This is a genomic window from Leisingera daeponensis DSM 23529 (genome assembly GCF_000473145.1).
In the GTDB taxonomy this organism is placed as follows: domain Bacteria; phylum Pseudomonadota; class Alphaproteobacteria; order Rhodobacterales; family Rhodobacteraceae; genus Leisingera; species Leisingera daeponensis.
Window position 1 is genome coordinate 938,575 of record NZ_KI421500.1, and the last position, 16,827, is coordinate 955,401.

20 protein-coding genes are annotated in these 16,827 nt (G+C 62.4%); 13 read left to right on the forward strand and 7 right to left on the reverse strand.

The features are described from left to right. Nucleotides 1-23 precede the first annotated feature (23 nt). Nucleotides 24-311: a DUF1330 domain-containing protein gene (locus tag DAEP_RS0104950; protein WP_008554596.1), complete on the forward strand. Its 288-nt coding sequence runs from the start codon at nt 24-26 to the stop codon at nt 309-311. Beyond that, nucleotides 311-793: an MOSC domain-containing protein gene (locus DAEP_RS0104955; protein WP_027243877.1), complete on the forward strand. Its 483-nt coding sequence runs from the start codon at nt 311-313 to the stop codon at nt 791-793. Before DAEP_RS0104950 ends, DAEP_RS0104955 begins: the two co-directional genes overlap by 1 nt. A gap of 39 nt (nt 794-832) precedes the next feature. On the opposite strand, the gene typA is transcribed toward DAEP_RS0104955, so the two are convergent. Both typA and DAEP_RS0104965 read right to left on the reverse strand, forming a co-directional pair. Next, nucleotides 833-2,653, reverse strand: coding sequence for a translational GTPase TypA (gene typA / locus DAEP_RS0104960; protein WP_008556149.1), 1,821 nt, complete (start codon nt 2,651-2,653; stop codon nt 833-835). A gap of 94 nt (nt 2,654-2,747) precedes the next feature. Then, a complete protein-coding gene (locus DAEP_RS0104965; RefSeq protein WP_008554401.1) occupies nt 2,748-3,083 on the reverse strand; it encodes a DMT family transporter in 336 nt (111 codons plus the stop codon). A 248-nt stretch (nt 3,084-3,331) separates the two neighbouring features. Between DAEP_RS0104965 and DAEP_RS0104970 the strand changes: the two genes are divergently transcribed. Further along, nucleotides 3,332-4,114 carry a class II glutamine amidotransferase gene (locus DAEP_RS0104970; RefSeq protein ID WP_008555281.1) on the forward strand — a complete coding sequence of 261 codons (783 nt, stop codon included), beginning with the start codon at nt 3,332-3,334 and terminating at the stop codon, nt 4,112-4,114. Between the two features lie 24 nt (nt 4,115-4,138). Here the strand turns inward: DAEP_RS0104970 and DAEP_RS0104975 are convergent, their stop codons facing one another. From DAEP_RS0104975 to DAEP_RS0104985, 3 genes are read right to left on the reverse strand one after another with little or no spacing between them, the layout of a single operon-like run. Then, nucleotides 4,139-5,308 (reverse strand): HD domain-containing protein, encoded by a 1,170-nt coding sequence (locus tag DAEP_RS0104975; protein ID WP_027243878.1) that lies wholly within the window; start codon nt 5,306-5,308, stop codon nt 4,139-4,141. Then, the gene (locus tag DAEP_RS0104980) at nt 5,305-5,547 is read right to left on the reverse strand and encodes a hypothetical protein (RefSeq protein WP_027243879.1); all 243 of its coding nucleotides are present in this window, start codon (nt 5,545-5,547) and stop codon (nt 5,305-5,307) included. Before DAEP_RS0104980 ends, DAEP_RS0104975 begins: the two co-directional genes overlap by 4 nt. Beyond that, nucleotides 5,547-6,200, reverse strand: coding sequence for an alpha/beta hydrolase (locus tag DAEP_RS0104985; protein ID WP_008553542.1), 654 nt, complete (start codon nt 6,198-6,200; stop codon nt 5,547-5,549). The genes DAEP_RS0104980 and DAEP_RS0104985 overlap by 1 nt, the downstream gene beginning before the upstream one ends. A gap of 187 nt (nt 6,201-6,387) precedes the next feature. Here DAEP_RS0104985 and iscR point away from each other — a divergent pair, with 187 nt between their 5' ends. From iscR to DAEP_RS0105035, 10 genes are all read left to right on the forward strand, one after another. Then, nucleotides 6,388-6,846, forward strand: a complete 459-nt coding sequence (iscR, locus tag DAEP_RS0104990; protein ID WP_027243880.1) for a Fe-S cluster assembly transcriptional regulator IscR — start codon at nt 6,388-6,390, stop codon at nt 6,844-6,846. Between the two features lie 129 nt (nt 6,847-6,975). Continuing rightward, complete coding sequence (locus DAEP_RS0104995) at nt 6,976-8,019, forward strand: cysteine desulfurase family protein (protein ID WP_027243881.1); 1,044 nt, start codon at nt 6,976-6,978, stop codon at nt 8,017-8,019. 14 nt (nt 8,020-8,033) lie between these two features. Beyond that, a complete protein-coding gene (gene sufB, locus DAEP_RS0105000; protein ID WP_027243882.1) occupies nt 8,034-9,557 on the forward strand; it encodes a Fe-S cluster assembly protein SufB in 1,524 nt (507 codons plus the stop codon). 38 nt (nt 9,558-9,595) lie between these two features. Next, the gene (locus tag DAEP_RS0105005; RefSeq protein WP_027243883.1) at nt 9,596-9,910 is read left to right on the forward strand and encodes a heavy metal-binding domain-containing protein; all 315 of its coding nucleotides are present in this window, start codon (nt 9,596-9,598) and stop codon (nt 9,908-9,910) included. A gap of 17 nt (nt 9,911-9,927) precedes the next feature. Further along, nucleotides 9,928-10,530 (forward strand): hypothetical protein, encoded by a 603-nt coding sequence (locus DAEP_RS0105010; RefSeq protein WP_245595130.1) that lies wholly within the window; start codon nt 9,928-9,930, stop codon nt 10,528-10,530. Between the two features lie 41 nt (nt 10,531-10,571). Next, a complete protein-coding gene (sufC, locus tag DAEP_RS0105015) occupies nt 10,572-11,327 on the forward strand; it encodes a Fe-S cluster assembly ATPase SufC (protein WP_027243885.1) in 756 nt (251 codons plus the stop codon). After that, complete coding sequence (gene sufD, locus DAEP_RS0105020; protein WP_027243886.1) at nt 11,328-12,608, forward strand: Fe-S cluster assembly protein SufD; 1,281 nt, start codon at nt 11,328-11,330, stop codon at nt 12,606-12,608. Next, entirely contained in the window at nt 12,608-13,093 is a 486-nt protein-coding gene (locus DAEP_RS0105025) for a YIP1 family protein (RefSeq protein ID WP_027243887.1), read from the forward strand. Before sufD ends, DAEP_RS0105025 begins: the two co-directional genes overlap by 1 nt. Continuing rightward, the gene (locus DAEP_RS0105030) at nt 13,090-13,674 is read left to right on the forward strand and encodes a YIP1 family protein (protein WP_027243888.1); all 585 of its coding nucleotides are present in this window, start codon (nt 13,090-13,092) and stop codon (nt 13,672-13,674) included. The genes DAEP_RS0105025 and DAEP_RS0105030 overlap by 4 nt, the downstream gene beginning before the upstream one ends. Beyond that, a complete protein-coding gene (locus DAEP_RS0105035; protein WP_027243889.1) occupies nt 13,667-14,887 on the forward strand; it encodes a cysteine desulfurase in 1,221 nt (406 codons plus the stop codon). Before DAEP_RS0105030 ends, DAEP_RS0105035 begins: the two co-directional genes overlap by 8 nt. Nucleotides 14,888-14,987: 100 nt before the next feature. Here DAEP_RS0105035 and tmpB read toward each other — a convergent pair whose 3' ends face one another. Together tmpB and tmpA are read right to left on the reverse strand one after the other, a co-directional pair. Beyond that, entirely contained in the window at nt 14,988-15,593 is a 606-nt protein-coding gene (tmpB, locus tag DAEP_RS0105040; protein ID WP_027243890.1) for a (R)-1-hydroxy-2-trimethylaminoethylphosphonate oxygenase, read from the reverse strand. 3 nt (nt 15,594-15,596) lie between these two features. Next, a complete protein-coding gene (gene tmpA / locus DAEP_RS0105045) occupies nt 15,597-16,730 on the reverse strand; it encodes a 2-trimethylaminoethylphosphonate dioxygenase (RefSeq protein ID WP_027243891.1) in 1,134 nt (377 codons plus the stop codon). Nucleotides 16,731-16,827: the final 97 nt, after the last annotated feature.

The following is a 16,827-nucleotide window of genomic DNA, read 5'->3' on the forward strand; positions in this document are numbered from 1 at the left end:
GATCATCAACCCTGGAGGCTCCGATGCCCGCGCTTTGGATTGCACATGTGACCGTCACCGACGCCGATGCCTATGGCAAATATGCCGAACTGGCAGGCCCGGCCATCGCCAAGCATGGCGGCGAGTTCATCGCCCGCGGCGGCCGGTTCGTGCAGCTGGAGGGCAAGGAGCGCCCGCGCAACGTCGTTGCTAAATTTCCCAGCGTTGAAGCGGCAGTCGACTGTTATCACAGTGCCGAATACCAGGAGGCGCTGGACCATGCGCGCGGTGCCTCCGAGCGCGAGCTGATCGTGGTCGAAACCTCCGAGTAATGGTCACCGCCTTTGCGGAGATGCTGAAATGCCATGCGGCCCCGGGCCGGGTGGCATGGATCGGGCTGCGTCCCGGGCGGCGAGAAGACGTTCAGACGCCCGGCAGCGCCGAAGTGTCCCTGGATGGCTTGGTCGGCGATCACGCCAAGGCCGGTAAACGTGCTGTGACCCTGATCCAGGCGGAACACTTGCCGGTTATCGCGGCCCTCGCCCGTATAGGCGCGGTGCAGCCGGAGCAGTTGCGGCGAAACCTTGTGATTTCAGGCATCAACCTTGCAGCCCTGCGCAAGGCGGCGCTGCGGGTTGGCAGTGCGGTGCTGCAGGTCACCGGGCCTTGCCCGCCATGTTCAAGGATGGAGGAAGTGCTGGGCCGCGGCGGATACAATGCGATGCGCGGGCATGGCGGCTGGTACGCAGAGGTGCTGGAACCGGGCAGGGTCGCCTTGGGCGACAGCGTTACGTTTCTGACAGACGCAGAATGAAAAACGGCGGCAGATCTCTCTGCCGCCGTTTCATGTTCGTCAGGCGCTTGCCTTGGCCATCCGCTTGCGTTCATGCGGGTCCAGGTAGCGCTTGCGCAGGCGCACGTTGTTCGGCGTCACCTCGACCAGCTCGTCGTCGTTGATGTACGCGATCGCCTCTTCCAGCGACAGCGTCATCGGAGTGGTCAGGCGCACCGCGTCGTCGGTGCCGGAGGCCCGCACGTTGGTCAGCTTCTTGCCTTTCAGCGGGTTCACTTCCAGGTCGTTGTCGCGCGAATGCTCGCCGATGATCATGCCGGTGTAGATGTCTGCCTGGGCGCCGATCATCATCTTGCCGCGCTCTTCCAGGTTCCACAGCGCATAAGCCACCGACTGGCCGTTCTCCATCGAAATCAGCACGCCGGCGCGGCGGCCCGGGATGGCGCCCTTGTGCGGTGCCCAGCCGTGGAACACGCGGTTCAGCACGCCGGTTCCGCGGGTGTCGGTCAGGAACTCGCCGTGATAGCCGATGAGGCCGCGCGAGGGGACATGGGCGATGATGCGGGTCTTGCCTGCGCCTGCGGGCCGCATCTCGACCAGTTCGCCCTTGCGGGCGCCGGTCAGCTTTTCGATCACCGCGCCGGAGTATTCGTCGTCCACGTCGATGGTGGCTTCCTCGATCGGCTCCATCTTGACGCCGTCGACTTCCTTCATGATCACCTGCGGGCGGGAGATCGACAGCTCGAAGCCTTCGCGGCGCATGTTTTCGATCAGAACGCCCATTTGCAGTTCGCCGCGGCCGGAAACCTCGAACGCCTCACCGCCGGGGGTGTCCTGGATCTTGATGGCGACGTTGCTTTCGGCCTCTTTCATCAGGCGGTCGCGGATGACGCGGGACTGCACCTTTTTGCCGTCGCGGCCCGCCAGCGGGCTGTCGTTGATGCCGAAGGTCACGGTGATGGTCGGCGGGTCGATCGGCTGCGCGTCCAGCGGCTCATCGACGGCGAGCGCGCAGATGGTGTCGGCCACGGTGGCCTTGGACATGCCGGCGATGGAGACGATGTCGCCCGCCTGGGCTTCTTCGATGTCCTGCTGGGACAGGCCGCGGAACGCCTGGATCTTGGTGACGCGGAACTGCTCGATCTTCTGGCCGATGCGGGAGATCGCCTGCACGGTGGCGCCGACCTTGAGCTTGCCGGATTCAACGCGGCCGGTCAGGATGCGGCCCACGAAAGGATCGCTGCCGAGCGTGGTCGCCAGCATCCGGAAATCTTCGCCCTGGCGCTTGATCTGCTTGGGTTCCGGCACGTGGTTCACGATCAGGTTGAACAGCGCGTGCAGGTCCTTGCGGGGGCCGTCCAGATCGGCATCGGCCCAGCCGGAGCGGCCGGAAGCGTAAAGATGCGGGAAGTCCAGCTGGTCTTCGGTCGCGTCGAGCGAGGCGAACAGGTCAAAGCATTCGTCCAGCGCGCGGTCGGGCTCGGCGTCGGGCTTGTCGACCTTGTTCAGCACCACGATCGGGCGCAGACCCAGGGCCAGCGCCTTGGAGGTCACGAATTTGGTCTGCGGCATCGGGCCTTCGGCGGCGTCCACCAGCAGCACCACGCCGTCGACCATCGACAGGATGCGCTCCACCTCGCCGCCGAAATCGGCGTGGCCGGGGGTGTCGACGATGTTGATGCGGGTGCCATTCCACTCGACCGAGGTCGGTTTGGCAAAAATGGTGATGCCGCGCTCGCGCTCCAGATCGTTGCTGTCCATGGCGCGTTCTGCCACAGCTTGATTTTCGCGGAAGGCGCCGGACTGTTTCAGCAGCTCGTCGACCAGGGTGGTTTTGCCGTGGTCAACGTGAGCAATGATTGCGATGTTGCGCATATCCATGACGTTCGCCTTTGTAAGGAAGTTGGGCCGCGCATAGCCCGAACCCCGCGCAAAGGCCAGAGGAAAACAGCTATCCGGCGCCTTCTAAAGCGTATCAGTGGCCGGAGGTCTTGGAAAACAGGTGGATGACGATGATGCCGGACATGATCAGCAGCATGCCGATCACCGCAGGCAGATCCAGTTTCTGGCCGAAAACGATAAAGGCGATCACCGCAATCAGCAGGATGCCGAGACCGGACCAGATGGCATAGACGACGCCCACCGGCATGTATTTGAGCGTCAGCCCCATCATGTAGAAGGAAAAGGCATACGCCACCAGAACGATCAGCGACGGCCCCAGCCGGGAAAACTGCTGGCTGGCCTGCAGCGCCGTGGTGCCGATGGTTTCCGCCGCTACGGCGATGATCAGGTAGAAATAGTGTACCGGCATTTCCGCCTCCGTTCTGCGCGCTCGCCTTCGCGGCGCCGGGCCTGTTTCCCCGCTACCGTATCCGCCGCGTCCAAGGAAGTCCCGATGCGTCGCCGGCTGCCGCTTTTCCGCCTGCCGCGGCGGTGAACAGGCCACTGTGCGCAGAAGCACTGGACTGTGATTTGGGGATTTCTTAGGAGATTGTTCCAATACTTCAGTGGTCACGAAAACACTGATCCGATTCCCAAATGAGAGCGGGGGACTGCCACATGTGCCGCTGGGCTGCCTATTCGGGTGCCGATGTGTTCCTGGAAGACATCATCTCCATACCCGCGCATTCCCTGATTGCCCAAAGCCAGAAAGCGGCAGAGTGCAAGACGGCAACCAATGGCGACGGGTTCGGCATTGCCTGGTACGGTCAGCGCCCGGAGCCGGGCCTGTACCGCGACGTGTATCCGGCCTGGTCGGACTGCAATCTCCGGGCGCTGGTCCGGCAGGTCAAATCGGGGCTGTTCCTGGCGCATGTGCGGGCCTCGACGGGGTCGGCAACCAGCCGCAACAACTGCCATCCTTTCACCGCGGGCCGGTGGAGTTTCATGCATAACGGCCAGGTCGGCGGATTTGAGAAGTTCCGCCGCCATGCCGACATGTGCATCCCGGATGAGCTTTATGAGCACCGCAAAGGGGCGACCGACAGCGAGGTGCTGTTTCTGCTCGCCTTGCAGCAAGGCCTTGATGAGGATCCGAAGACGGCGCTGGAGCGGGCGGTTGCGCGGATGGAAGCCTTGTCCCGCGCACGGGGCGCCACGCCGCATATGCGCCTGTCTGTGGCAATGTCGGACGGGCAGAGGCTTTATGCGGCGCGCTATTCCTCCGACAGTGTTGCGCCTTCGGTCTATTACCGCTGGAGCAGCAGCATGGGCGGCTGGGCGGTGGTGTCGGAACCGCTGGAACAGACCGGGGAAGCCTGGAACGAGCTGAAGCCTGGCGCCTTTCTGACGCTGACCGGCGACGGGGCGGAGATCGAGCCGTTTCACCCGTTTCTGGAGTGAGATTCAGCGGCCGGGCGGCTGGTGTTACAGGCGCTCGGTCTCGCGGAACCAGGGTTCGACCGTTGCGCGCACATAGTCCCAAACGCCGGGCGTGCCGCGGCTGACCTTCTCGCCGACGCGGGCATCGAGCTGCGGCAGGGTCACGTTGTAATCGACCCAGCTGCCGCCGCCGTTCAGCAGGTTCAGCAGCACCGGCTGCACCCGGTCGATGGACTTGGCATAGACCGCATCTGCGCTGCCTGCGGCCTCGAACTCTTCCCAGATCGCGCGCATCGGCGCGCCCTGGTCCGCAGGCAGCAGTCCGAACAGACGGTCTGCGGCGGCTTGTTCCTTGGCGGCAAGAGCCGCTAGCGCGGCGGGATCGACAACGCCGTGGATCGGCGCATCGCCTGCGTCGATCTCCACCAGATCGTGCAGCAGCAGCATCTGCAGCACCCGGTCGACATCCGCCGCTTCCGCGCTGTGTTCTGCCAGCACCCAGCCATAGAGCATAATGTGCCAGCTGTGTTCTGCCGAGTTTTCGTGCCGCGAGCCGTCACCCAGCCGCGACGCCCGGGTAATCAGTTTCAGCTTGTCGGCTTCATTCAGGAACGGCAGGCGGGCCGTCAGGCGGCTGCAGTCATGTCCGGTGTCCTCGCCCAGCAGCGCCAGCGCGTGGTGGAAGGCTTCCGGCAGGTCGTTTTCCAGCGCGGCAGCGCGGCCGCCGAACAGGTTCTGGCGGACCACATCAATGTGCCAGTCCAGGGGCTGTGCACCGTACAGCGTCTGAAACACCGGCTGACAGTGATCCACGCGCTTGGCAAACCGCGCATCCGGGGTTTGCGCCGCTTCGAACTCCTGCCACAGCGTCATGAATTCTGCGCCCTGGTCCGCGGGCAGCAGGCCGAACAGCCGGTCTGCCGCGGCCTGCTCTGCCTGCGCCACAGCGTCCCAATTCACCTTATCGGTGATCGGGTGGTCGCCTGCGTCGATCTCGACCAGATCATGCAGCAGCAGCATCCGGATGGCGCGGGAAACGCTCACCTCCGGCTCCGCAAAAGGCGCCAGAACCAGCGCGTACAGCGCCAGATGCCAGCTGTGCTCGGCTGAGTTTTCGCGGCGGCTGCAATCCAGGATCAGGTTCTGGCGCTCAATCCGGCGCAGCTTGTCCGCTTCCAGCAGGAAGGAAAATTGCGCGTGCAGCCGGACGCTCACGTCTCAGCCCTTGTTTCCAGCTGCGCCTGCAGCGCGGCGACTTTCTGATTGAGAAACTCGCGTGCCTTGCGTTCGGCCAGGCGCACGCGCATCTCCGTAAGGAACGCCTCTTCGAGCGATTGGGAGGCGGCGCCCAGCACCTGGCCCACCTCCACATAAAGCCTCTCCTCGCCGCTGGCGTCCTGAACTTTGAGCGTATCGACCGCCAGTTTTTGGGCCAGCGTCTCGATTGTGCTCATCAGCGGGAGGTCTCCGTCAGGCGGCGCTTCACGTAATCGGTCACGTTGCCGATCATCGTGTCCATATACGGATCCTGGAAGAAGTGGTCCGCACCCTCGATCTCGGTATGGGTGATGGTGATGCCCTTCTGCTCATGCAGCTTGCTGACCAGATTGGCGGTATCGGCGGGCGGCGCCACGCGGTCGGCGGTGCCGTTGATGATCAGGCCGGAGGCCGGGCAGGGCGCCAGGAACGAGAAGTCGTACATATTGGCCGGCGGGGCGACTGAGATAAAGCCGGTGATTTCGGGCCGCCGCATCAGCAGCTGCATACCGATCCAGGCGCCAAAGGAGAAGCCTGCAACCCAGCAATGCTTGGAGTTGGTGTTCATCGACTGCAGGTAATCCAGCGCCGAGGCGGCATCGGACAGCTCGCCCACGCCCTGGTCGTATTCGCCCTGGCTGCGGCCGACGCCGCGGAAATTGAAGCGCAGAACCGTGAAGCCCATGTTGTAGAACGCATAGTGGAGGTTGTAGACCACCTTGTTGTTCATGGTGCCGCCGAACTGCGGGTGCGGGTGCAGCACGATGGCGATCGGGGCGTCTTTTTCTTTTTGCGGGTGATAGCGGCCTTCGAGGCGGCCTTCGGGTCCGGGAAAGATGACCTCGGGCATGGGCGGTTTAAATCCTAATCTCGTTTTCGGGTCTGCCGGCAGAATACTTGACGGGTTCCGTCAGGCATCTTAGAACGGTTCTAATGAAGGGCGCAGGCCGGGGCCGAACACCGTCAGGGTGAGATACGCACAGACGCGGCGAAGGTCAATGTTTTCGCATCCGTGCCCCGATTTCGAGGAGACATAGATGAAGCTTTCCACCAAGGGGCGCTATGCTATGGTCGCATTGGCCGACATCGCGCTGCAAACGCAGGGCGATCTGGTGCCGCTGGGCGATATTTCCAAGCGCCAGGATATTTCCTTGCCTTACCTTGAACAGCTGTTCGTCAAGCTGCGCCGTTCCGGTCTGGTTGAATCGGTGCGCGGCCCCGGCGGCGGCTACCGCCTGGCCAAGCCGGCGTCGGAGATCCGGATTGTCGACGTTCTGTCTGCCGTGGATGAGACGGTGGATGCGATGCACAAGGGAGCTGGTGCCTCCGGGGCGCTGTCGGGCAGCCGGGCGCAATCGCTGACCAACCGCCTGTGGGAGGGGTTGAGCGCGCATGTCTATGTGTTCTTGCACCAGACCCGCCTGTCGGATGTGATCAAGAACGACTTGGCGCCGTGCCCGGCAGTGCCCAGCTTGTTTGCGGTTGTCGATGACTGAGGCGGCGTGCGGATGGCGCATCCTCCGGTGCCAGGGCAGGGCGCTTCCCGCTCTGAAGCGGCCGGAAAGCTTTGCGCATTCGTGCAGGGCCGCGTATGAGGCAGAAGTTATCTGCAAAAAGATGCATCCATGAAGCGTGTTTACCTCGACCATAATGCCACCGCCCTCCTGCGCCCTGAGGCGAAGGATGCGATGATCGCGGCGATGGAGGTTTGCGGCAACCCGTCATCGGTGCATGCCGAGGGCCGCGCCGCCAAGGCGCTGGTGGAGAAGGCGCGGGCGCAGGTGGCCGCCGCCTTCGGTGCGGATGGGGCGGATATCGTGTTTACCTCCGGTTCGACCGAGGGCGCGTCGCTGGCGCTGGCCGGCCGCGGCCTGCATGGCGCGCCGGTGGAGCATGACGCGGTGCGCGCCTGGACTGTCGAGGATCTGAAAACCGGCTCTGATGGCGGGGTCGAAATTACCGATCCCGCGGCCTCTACCTTGCAGCTGGCCAACTCGGAAACCGGTATCGTGCAGCACCTGCCGGACGGGTTGGCGGTGACGGATGCGACCCAGGCCTTTGGCAAACTGCCCGTCGCCTTCAACTGGCTGGGCGCCCAGATGGCGCTGATTTCGGCGCATAAACTGGGCGGCCCCAAGGGCATTGGCGCGCTCGTCATGAAGCGCGGCACCGATCTGCCTGCCCAGATCAAGGGCGGCGGCCAGGAGATGGGCCGCCGGTCCGGCACAGAAAATGTCATTGGAATAGCAGGGTTCGGCGCCGCAGCTGAAGCAGCCGCCAAGGATCTGGCCAATGGGGTCTGGGACAGGGTTGCAGAACTTAGAAATATTCTAGAGAAGGCGCTTGTGTCTGGCGCAAGCCATACTATTTTTGTCGGGAAGGATCAGAAGCGGCTGCCGAACACCCTGTGTTTTGCAACGCCGGGCTGGAAGGGCGAAACCCAGGTCATGCAAATGGACCTTGCGGGATTTGCCATAAGCGCCGGCAGCGCCTGTTCCAGCGGCAAGGTGCGCGCCAGCGCGGTACTGACCGCCATGGGATATGACGAGGCCACGGCACAGGGCGCGGTGCGCGTGTCGCTGGGGCCGGAGACAACGGAAGACGACGTGCTGCGCTTTGCCGAGGCGTGGCTGCAGAAAGAAAAGAAACATCGCGCCCGTGCAGCGTGAGTGAGGAGATGACGATGGCCGCTTTGGACCAGACCCAAGTCAAGGAAGGTGTTGACCAGGAAACCGTGGACGCAGTCCGCGAGGTTGGCGGTGCTTATAAATACGGCTGGGAAACCGATATCGAGATGGAATACGCGCCCAAGGGGCTCACCACGGATATTGTCCGGCTGATTTCGGAAAAGAACGAAGAGCCGGAATGGATGCTGAATTGGCGTCTGGAAGCCTACGAGCGCTGGCTGCAAAAAGAAGAGCCCACATGGGCGATGGTCGACTATCCGGAAATCGATTTCCAGGATCAGTATTACTATGCCCGTCCCAAATCGATGGAAGTGAAGCCCAAGTCGCTGGATGAGGTCGACCCCAAGCTGCTGGCCACTTACGAAAAGCTGGGTATCCCGCTGAAAGAGCAGATGATCCTGGCAGGTGTCGAAGGTGCGGGCCAAACCCCGGAAGAAGGCCGCAAGGTCGCGGTGGACGCGGTGTTCGATTCCGTTTCTGTCGGCACAACCTTCCAGAAGGAACTGAAAGAGGCGGGCGTCATCTTCTGCTCGATCTCTGAAGCCATTCGCGAACATCCCGAGCTGGTGAAGAAATACCTCGGCACCGTGGTCCCGGTCTCCGACAACTTCTATGCCACCTTGAACTCCGCCGTGTTCTCCGACGGCTCCTTTGTCTACGTGCCGCCGGGCGTGCGCTGCCCGATGGAGCTGTCGACCTATTTCCGCATCAACGCGGAAAACACCGGCCAGTTCGAACGCACCCTGATTATTGCCGATAAAGGCAGCTATGTCAGCTACTTGGAAGGCTGTACCGCACCTGCGCGCGATATCGCACAGCTGCATGCCGCGGTGGTGGAAATCATCATCGAGGAAGACGCCGAGGTGAAATACTCCACCGTCCAGAACTGGTACCCGGGCGACGAGAACGGCAAGGGCGGCATCTACAACTTCGTGACCAAACGCGCCGACTGCCGCGGCGACCGCGCCAAGGTGATGTGGACCCAGGTGGAAACCGGCTCTGCCGTGACCTGGAAATACCCGTCCTGCATCCTGCGCGGCAATGAAAGCCAGGGCGAGTTCTACTCGATCGCCATCGCTAATAACATGCAGCAGGCCGACACCGGCACCAAGATGATCCATCTGGGCAAGAACACGAAATCCCGTATCGTGTCCAAGGGGATCTCTGCCGGCAAGGCGCAGAACACCTACCGCGGGCTGGTGTCGATGCACCCCAAGGCCAAGAACTCGCGCAACTACACCCAGTGCGACAGCTTGCTGATCGGCGACAAATGCGGGGCGCACACGGTTCCCTATATCGAGGTCAAGAACAACTCCTCCCGCGTTGAGCATGAGGCGACCACCTCCAAGGTGGACGACGACCAGCTGTTCTACTGCCGCCAGCGCGGCATGGACGAGGAAGAGGCGGTGGCCCTGGTGGTGAACGGCTTCTGCAAGGACGTGCTTCAGGCGCTGCCGATGGAGTTCGCCATGGAAGCCCAGCAGCTGGTTGCGATCTCGCTGGAAGGGTCTGTCGGCTGATGACAGGCCCTTGGGCATCATCCCATGGAGACAACAGCATGATCATTACAACCACACCAAACGTCGAAGGCTACCAGATCTCCGAATACAAGGGCATCGTGGTGGGTGAGGCGATCATGGGCGCCAATGTGGTGCGCGATGTCTTTGCCTCGATCACTGACATCGTAGGCGGCCGCTCCGGCGCGTATGAAAGCAAGCTGCAGGATGCGCGCGAAACCGCGCTGGCAGAGCTGGAAGACCGGGCCCGGGCCAAAGGCGCAAATGCGGTTGTGGGCGTCGACCTCGACTATGAAGTGGTCGGGCAGTCCATGCTGATGGTCTCGGCCAGCGGCACCGCCGTTGTGCTGGGCTAGGGAGCGGGGAGTTGGACGTGGCCAAGGACGAGCAGCTGATTGAGCGCCCGGCGCTTACCCTGCCGCCGGAAGAGGCGGAGTGGGTGTGCAGCCATTACCAGGAGGCAAACGTCATCCTGGAATACGGCAGCGGCGGATCGACCGTGCTGGCGTCTGAGCTGAGCGGGAAGAAGATCTACTCCGTTGAGTCCGACAAGATGTGGTACCGCATGATGAAGCGGTACTTGCGTCAGGCCGGGTCCAAGTCCGAGGTGCATCTGCACCATGCCAATGTCGGCAAAACCGGCAAGTGGGGACGGCCGCTGAACAATGATATGTGGCGGCGGTTTCACCAGTATCCGAATTCGGTTTGGGATCTGGATGCCTTCGAGGCGCCCGATCTGGTGCTGATTGACGGCCGCTTCCGGGCGGCTTGCTTTCTGACCGTCATGCTGCGCACGGAGCGGCCCGTCACCGTTCTGTTCGACGACTACGCGGGGCGGGCGCTCTACAAGCAGGTCGAAAAATGGGTGAAGCCGGTTGAAATCCGCGGCCGAATGGCCCGGTTCGAGCTGCTCCCCGATGAACTTCCGCGCCGGGATCTGACCCAGATCCTGACGCTTTACACCAAAACCTTCTAGGCGCCGACGGCGGCCGGAACAGTACTATGCGAGAGGCAAAAATGCTCGAAATCAAAAACCTGCACGTCAAGCTTGAAGACGAAGACAAGCAGATCCTGAACGGCGTCGACCTCACCGTCGAAGCGGGCAAGGTGCATGCGATCATGGGGCCGAACGGCTCGGGCAAGTCCACCCTGTCCTATGTCCTGTCGGGCCGTGACGGCTATGAGGTGACGGAAGGCACTGCTGAGCTGGAAGGCGAAAACATCCTGGAGATGGAGCCGGAAGAGCGCGCCGCGGCGGGCATGTTCCTGGCGTTCCAGTATCCGGTCGAAATCCCCGGCGTCGGCAACATGACCTTCCTGCGCACCGCTGTCAACGCGCAGCGCAAGGCCCGCGGCGAGGAAGAGCTGTCGGCTTCCGACTTCCTGAAGGAAGTGCGCGCCAAGGCCAAAACTCTGCAGATCGACGCTGAGATGCTGAAGCGCCCGGTCAACGTCGGCTTCTCCGGCGGGGAGAAGAAACGCAACGAAATCCTGCAGATGGCGATGCTGGAGCCGAAGCTGTGCATCCTGGACGAGACCGACTCCGGCCTCGACGTGGATGCGATGAAGCTGGTGGCCGACGGTGTGAACGCCCTGCGCGACGAAGGCCGCGGCTTCCTGGTGATCACCCACTACCAGCGCCTGCTGGACCACATCAAACCCGACGTGGTGCACATTCTGGCCAACGGCCGCATCGTCAAGACCGGCGGCCCCGAGCTGGCGCTGGAAGTCGAAAACAACGGTTACGCCGGCATCCTGGCAGAGGAGGCGTAAATGGCCCTGCCCGAAGTCAAGCAAAGCGCAACCGAGGCGCGGCTGTCGGCGCTGAGCCTGCCGGAAAGCGGCTGCCTCAAGGCGGCCCGCGAGGCCGCGCTGTCGCGGGTCCAGACCATGGGCCTGCCCAGCCGCCGCGACGAATACTGGAAATACACCAAGCCGGACACGCTGGTGCAGGCAGACGCGCCCAAGGCGGCTGTGTTCAATGCGGACGAAGCGCCGATGTTCAGCGCCTTTGAGCGTCTGAATATCGTTTTCGTCGATGGCGTGTTCGATGCCGAGGCCTCCGACGATCTGTCACTTGAAGGTGTCACGATCGACCGGATCGAGGATATCTGCTGCAAGGATATCCATTGGGCCAAGGACTTGTACGGCGTTCTTGAAGCGCGCGGCCAGACCCCGGTGGAACGTCCGCTGGCGGCGCTGAACACCGCCTTTGCCACAGATGGCGTTGCGATCCGGGTGACCGGGAAAGTCTCCAAGCCGATCAATTTCACCTATGTGCATTCGGACGAAAACTCCGACGCGATCCTGCACCATGTGATCCGCGTGGAGACCGGTGCCGAGGTGACAATCCTTGAAAACGGCCCGGCAGCCTCGCGCTTCAACAAGTGCATGGAGATCGACATTGCCGACGGCGGCAAACTGCATCTGGTGCGCGCCCAGGGCCGCGACCACGAGCGCCGCGCCGCCACCCACCTGTTTGCCCGCCTGGGCACCGAGTCGGTGTTCAAGTCCTTCACCCTGACCGTGAACGGGGTGCTGACCCGCAACGAGGCGGTGATTGAGCTGACCGGCGACGATGCGGTGGCCCATATCGCAGGCGCCTGCGTCGGCGATGGCGACTTCCACCACGACGACACCGTCTTTATCACCCATGACGCGGTGAACTGCGAAAGCCGCCAGGTGTTCAAGAAGGTGCTGCGCAACGGCGCCACGGGTGTGTTCCAAGGCAAGATCCTGGTGAAGGAAGGCGCGCAAAAGACTGACGGATATCAGATTTCCCAGTCACTGCTGCTGGACGAAGACAGCCAGTTCCTGGCCAAGCCGGAGCTGGAGATCTATGCCGACGACGTGGCTTGCTCGCATGGCTCTACCTCCGGCGCGATCGACGATGAAGGTCTGTTTTACCTGCGCTCCCGCGGTGTGCCGCATGCCGAGGCGACTGACCTGATGACGCTGGCTTTCCTGGCCGAAGCGGTGGAAGAGATCGAAGACGCGGAGATCGCCGCTGATATCGTCTCCCGCCTCGAAGGCTGGCTGGCCCGGCGCCGCTGATGTCCGTCACCACGGATATCCCCGCAACCTACAAGGGGCCGCGCAAGGTTTTTGCGCGGCTTCTGAGTATGGGCGCCCGCGAAGACCGGCTGCTGGTGTTCCTTATCGTTGGCTGCGTGCTGACCTTTGTGGCGCAGATGCCGAAACTGGCCCGAGAGGCGCATCTGACGGGCCAGGAACTGAATATGCTGCTGGGCGGCGCGCTGCTCGGCATCGTCTTTATCGCGCCGCTGTTTCTGTATGTTCTGGCTCTGGTCGCGCATTGGATTGCCCGCGCCGCAGGCGGGCAGGGTGATGCCTACCGCGCGCGGCTGGCGCTGTTCTGGGCGTTTCTGGCGTCCAGCCCGCTGATCCTGCTGAACGGCCTGGTGGCTGGTTTCATCGGCGCCGGTGCGGCGCTGAACCTGGTGGGCGCGCTGTGGTGCGCGGTGTTCCTTTGGTTCTGGGTGTCCGGCATGATCCAAGGGTACTGGACAAAATCATGAACGCGCTGGCCGCCTTTGCCCTTTTGACACTCAAGTCCCCGCGCGACGCCGCGATGCAGATCCTGGCGCGCGACTGGCCGCGCGAGGCGCTGTGGACCGCATTTCTGCTGTCGGTGGTGCTGAACACTTGCGTCTATACTCTGCAGCAGGTGCTGTTCCCGCTGCCGCCGGAGGTTCTGCTGCCAAGGTTTGCGCCCGGGGCCTATTTCGCGGTCATTCTGGTGCTGCAGCTGAGCTTCATTGCGATGCTGGCCACCACTGGCCGCTGGCTGGGCGGGCATGGTGACCTGCCGTCGCTGCTGGCGCTGGTCACCTGGCTGCAGCTTTTGCAGGCTGGGCTGAACGGTGCCATTGTGGCGGTCTTCCTGGTCCTGCCGGCGCTGGCGGCGCTGCTGAACATCGCCGCCAATATCGTCGTGTTCTTTATCCTCTTGCATTTCGTGAATGCGGCGCACAGGTTCGGCTCCGTTTGGCGCTCGCTTGGGGTGGTCCTGATGGCCAGCCTGATCCTGGTGTTTGCCCTTCTCTTCATCGTGGGTCTGATCGGCCCAGCCAATCTGGGACTGCCCGAAAATGTATGACGTCGAAAAAATCCGTGCCGACTTCCCGATCCTCTCGCGCGAGGTGAACGGCAAGCCGCTGACCTATCTCGACAGCGGCGCCTCGGCCCAGAAGCCGCAGGTTGTGATCGACGCGGTGACCAAGGCGTATGCCGAGGAATATTCCAATGTTCATCGGGGTTTGCATTTTCTTTCTAATCTCGCGACGGAGAAGTATGAGGCGGTGCGCGGCATCATCTCCCGGTTCCTGAATGCGGGCGACGAACACAGCATCGTGCTGAACTCCGGCACCACCGAGGGCATCAATCTGGTCGCCTATGGATGGGCGATGCCCCGGCTTGAGGCAGGCGACGAAATCCTGTTGTCGGTGATGGAGCACCACGCCAACATCGTGCCCTGGCATTTCCTGCGCGAGCGTCAGGGCGTCGTGCTGAGGTGGGTCGATACCGAGGCAGACGGCAGCCTGGACCCGCAGAAAGTGATCGACGCGATCACCCCCAAAACCAAGCTGGTGGCGGTGACCCAATGCTCCAACGTGCTGGGCACTGTGGTGGACGTGAAGGCCATCACCCAGGGTGCCCATGCCAAAGGGGTGCCGGTGCTGGTCGACGGCTCGCAGGGGGCGGTTCACATGCCGGTCAACGTGCAGGACATCGGCTGCGACTTCTATGCAATCACCGGCCATAAGCTCTATGGCCCGTCTGCGTCCGGCGCGATCTACATCAAGCCCGAACGCATGGCGGAGATGCGCCCGTTCGTCGGCGGCGGCGACATGATCAAGGAAGTCTCCAAGGAGCAGGTGATCTACAACGATCCGCCGATGAAGTTCGAAGCCGGCACGCCGGGCATTGTGCAGACGATCGGCCTGGGCGTGGCGCTGGAATACATGATGGATCTCGGCATGGAGAACATCGCCAGGCACGAGGCCGGTTTGCGCGACTATGCGATGGAGCGGCTGACCGGACTGAATTGGATCAACGTGCAGGGGCAAGCGCCTGGTAAGGCAGCTATTTTCAGCTTTACCATGGAAGGTGCGGCGCACGCCCATGACATTTCCACCATCCTCGACAAGAAAGGCGTTGCGGTACGTGCCGGGCATCACTGTGCCGGGCCGCTGATGGACCACCTTGGGGTATCTGCGACCTGCCGCGCGTCGTTCGGCCTTTATAATACCAAGGAAGAAGTCGACACGCTGATCAGCGCGCTGGAACTTGCCCACGACTTGTTTGCTTGATCAACACCTCTGATCAACCGAAAACGGCGCCGGAACAGGCGCCGTTTTGCGTTTTCCCGGCGGGTGCCAGCCTTGGTGTCCCAGACACCTCAAGACATCCTCACTTTGCGGAATCTCCCGCACCCATGTGCTTGTCGACCATCCGTTGCACCATCGGTGCAAAGTGCCAATAGTCCGGCGTTTCCATCTCGTCCCGCTTGCCTGCCTCGTCCAGATACCGCACAGCTATGATCTGCTTGAGGTTCGGGTTCTTTTCGAATTCGGCCACTTCCTCCGCATTCATCGGCCCGCCCTGCAGGTTCAGGGAATGGATGGAAGCCTCTGACAGCCGGTTGAAATATTCCGGCTTGGTGGCGCAGAGATACCGCTTGGCGGCCACGTGATAACGCACGCAATCGGTGATCACGGACGGAAAGAACTGCTCCAGCACCTCGGCGCCGGCCTCTTCGTGAAAGCGGTCTTCGGTGTCGTCCATGGAGAAGGTCCCGAACTCGCTGGTGAAATGGCCGATGTCGTGCAGGAGCGCCCCCACGATGATCTCTTCCGGCTGGCCGTTCTGTTCAGCGATGGTGGCGCCTTGCAGCATGTGCTCGGCCATAGTGACCGGTTCGCCCAGGTATTCTTCGTCGCCGCGGCGGTCAAAGATGCCGCCGATGAATTGAACGATGTTGTCCCGGTTCAGCTTGCTGACGTCTGGCTTGCTCATGTCTCAGCCCTCCAATTGCGCGTTCAGCACGTTGAGCGTCGACAGCAGCCCGTCCTTATCTGCGTAGCAGCCCTGCAGCCAGCGCGACCCCGACCCGGAATAGCCCAGCCGCGCGTGCAGCACGCGGGTGTTGTCGACGATAAAGCTTTCCCCCGGCGCCAGCTTGAACGAAACGCCCATCGCCGGATCGTCAATGATTTCACCCAGACGGCGGTAAGCGGCGTAATAGGCTTCCATCTTCTCAAACGGGATGTCCGTGAAGGGGGCCGAAGACCGGTTGTTGAACCGCACCGCTATCATCTCGCCGTCGGGTGACAGCTCAATCATCGGACGGCGCGCGCGCAGATGCACGCCCGCGGACCCCTTGAATTCAAACCGCGCAGGGTAGCCTGCCAGCAGCGCAAACCCTTCCGGGTTTTCGTCGCGCAGACGCTCGGCGGCGCGGAAACCGTCCACCACGATGCTGTCGCCTCCCGCGGCGGAGTTTTCCAGGCAATAGAGAATCTGAAGGGTGGGCACCGGATCACGGTAGGGGTTGTCAGTATGCGCCTGCAGGCCCAGGCCGGTATAGGCGAGGTTGGTGGGGTTCACCTCGGTGCGCACTTCGAAATACTTGCCGTAATTTGTCTCGCGGACAAAACCGAACATCCCGGCGCACTCAAGCAGCGCGCCTTCTTCGACCGGGCCGTTCATCAGCTTGGCAAAGCCGAGGCGCGCAATGGCGTCCAGCCAGCCGCGTTTCGCCTTGGGGTCTGACTGCACATTGTTCCAGTCAAACGTAGGGGCGGGCTGGCTGCCGTTCCAGGTCTCGATGCCTGGTGCCGTGCGGCCAAATTCATCTGATTGATCAAGGTCATAGGCGTTTGACTTCAACCAGTCTCCGGGAAAGGTCACAGTCTTGCCCTCGGGCGCGAACGTCACCGTCAGGCTGCCGTCTTCGACCAGCGCGGTGCTGATCCTCGTATCACCCGGAATGTCGCCAATGGTGATCAGCCGCTGGCCGTTGCCAGGGGCGCGGGTCTCGGGATCCAGCGCGTTGTCGCGCAGCCAGATCGCATGAAAACGGCACAGCCGGCCGTCGTCGAATGTCAGGGTCAGAAAGCTGCCGGTTGCGTCAGCAGTCACGGAACTGGGCATGGGGTTTTCTCCGGTTGGCCTTGTTCTCCCTTGTTCTGGTAGCGCGGTTGAGCCATCAAGAGAACGACGGAAATAAGGGTTTGAGAGTTAGGTTTTC

Coding starts and splice junctions, on each gene's coding strand:
- DAEP_RS0104950 (WP_008554596.1), top strand. CDS start 24: ATGCCCGCGCTTTGGATTGCACATGTGACCGTCACCGACGCCGATGCC.
- DAEP_RS0104955 (WP_027243877.1), top strand. CDS start 311: ATGGTCACCGCCTTTGCGGAGATGCTGAAATGCCATGCGGCCCCGGGC.
- typA (WP_008556149.1), bottom strand. CDS start 2,653: ATGGATATGCGCAACATCGCAATCATTGCTCACGTTGACCACGGCAAA.
- DAEP_RS0104965 (WP_008554401.1), bottom strand. CDS start 3,083: ATGCCGGTACACTATTTCTACCTGATCATCGCCGTAGCGGCGGAAACC.
- DAEP_RS0104970 (WP_008555281.1), top strand. CDS start 3,332: ATGTGCCGCTGGGCTGCCTATTCGGGTGCCGATGTGTTCCTGGAAGAC.
- DAEP_RS0104980 (WP_027243879.1), bottom strand. CDS start 5,547: ATGAGCACAATCGAGACGCTGGCCCAAAAACTGGCGGTCGATACGCTC.
- DAEP_RS0104985 (WP_008553542.1), bottom strand. CDS start 6,200: ATGCCCGAGGTCATCTTTCCCGGACCCGAAGGCCGCCTCGAAGGCCGC.
- iscR (WP_027243880.1), top strand. CDS start 6,388: ATGAAGCTTTCCACCAAGGGGCGCTATGCTATGGTCGCATTGGCCGAC.
- DAEP_RS0104995 (WP_027243881.1), top strand. CDS start 6,976: ATGAAGCGTGTTTACCTCGACCATAATGCCACCGCCCTCCTGCGCCCT.
- sufB (WP_027243882.1), top strand. CDS start 8,034: ATGGCCGCTTTGGACCAGACCCAAGTCAAGGAAGGTGTTGACCAGGAA.
- DAEP_RS0105005 (WP_027243883.1), top strand. CDS start 9,596: ATGATCATTACAACCACACCAAACGTCGAAGGCTACCAGATCTCCGAA.
- sufC (WP_027243885.1), top strand. CDS start 10,572: ATGCTCGAAATCAAAAACCTGCACGTCAAGCTTGAAGACGAAGACAAG.
- sufD (WP_027243886.1), top strand. CDS start 11,328: ATGGCCCTGCCCGAAGTCAAGCAAAGCGCAACCGAGGCGCGGCTGTCG.
- DAEP_RS0105025 (WP_027243887.1), top strand. CDS start 12,608: ATGTCCGTCACCACGGATATCCCCGCAACCTACAAGGGGCCGCGCAAG.
- DAEP_RS0105030 (WP_027243888.1), top strand. CDS start 13,090: ATGAACGCGCTGGCCGCCTTTGCCCTTTTGACACTCAAGTCCCCGCGC.
- DAEP_RS0105035 (WP_027243889.1), top strand. CDS start 13,667: ATGTATGACGTCGAAAAAATCCGTGCCGACTTCCCGATCCTCTCGCGC.
- tmpB (WP_027243890.1), bottom strand. CDS start 15,593: ATGAGCAAGCCAGACGTCAGCAAGCTGAACCGGGACAACATCGTTCAA.
- tmpA (WP_027243891.1), bottom strand. CDS start 16,730: ATGCCCAGTTCCGTGACTGCTGACGCAACCGGCAGCTTTCTGACCCTG.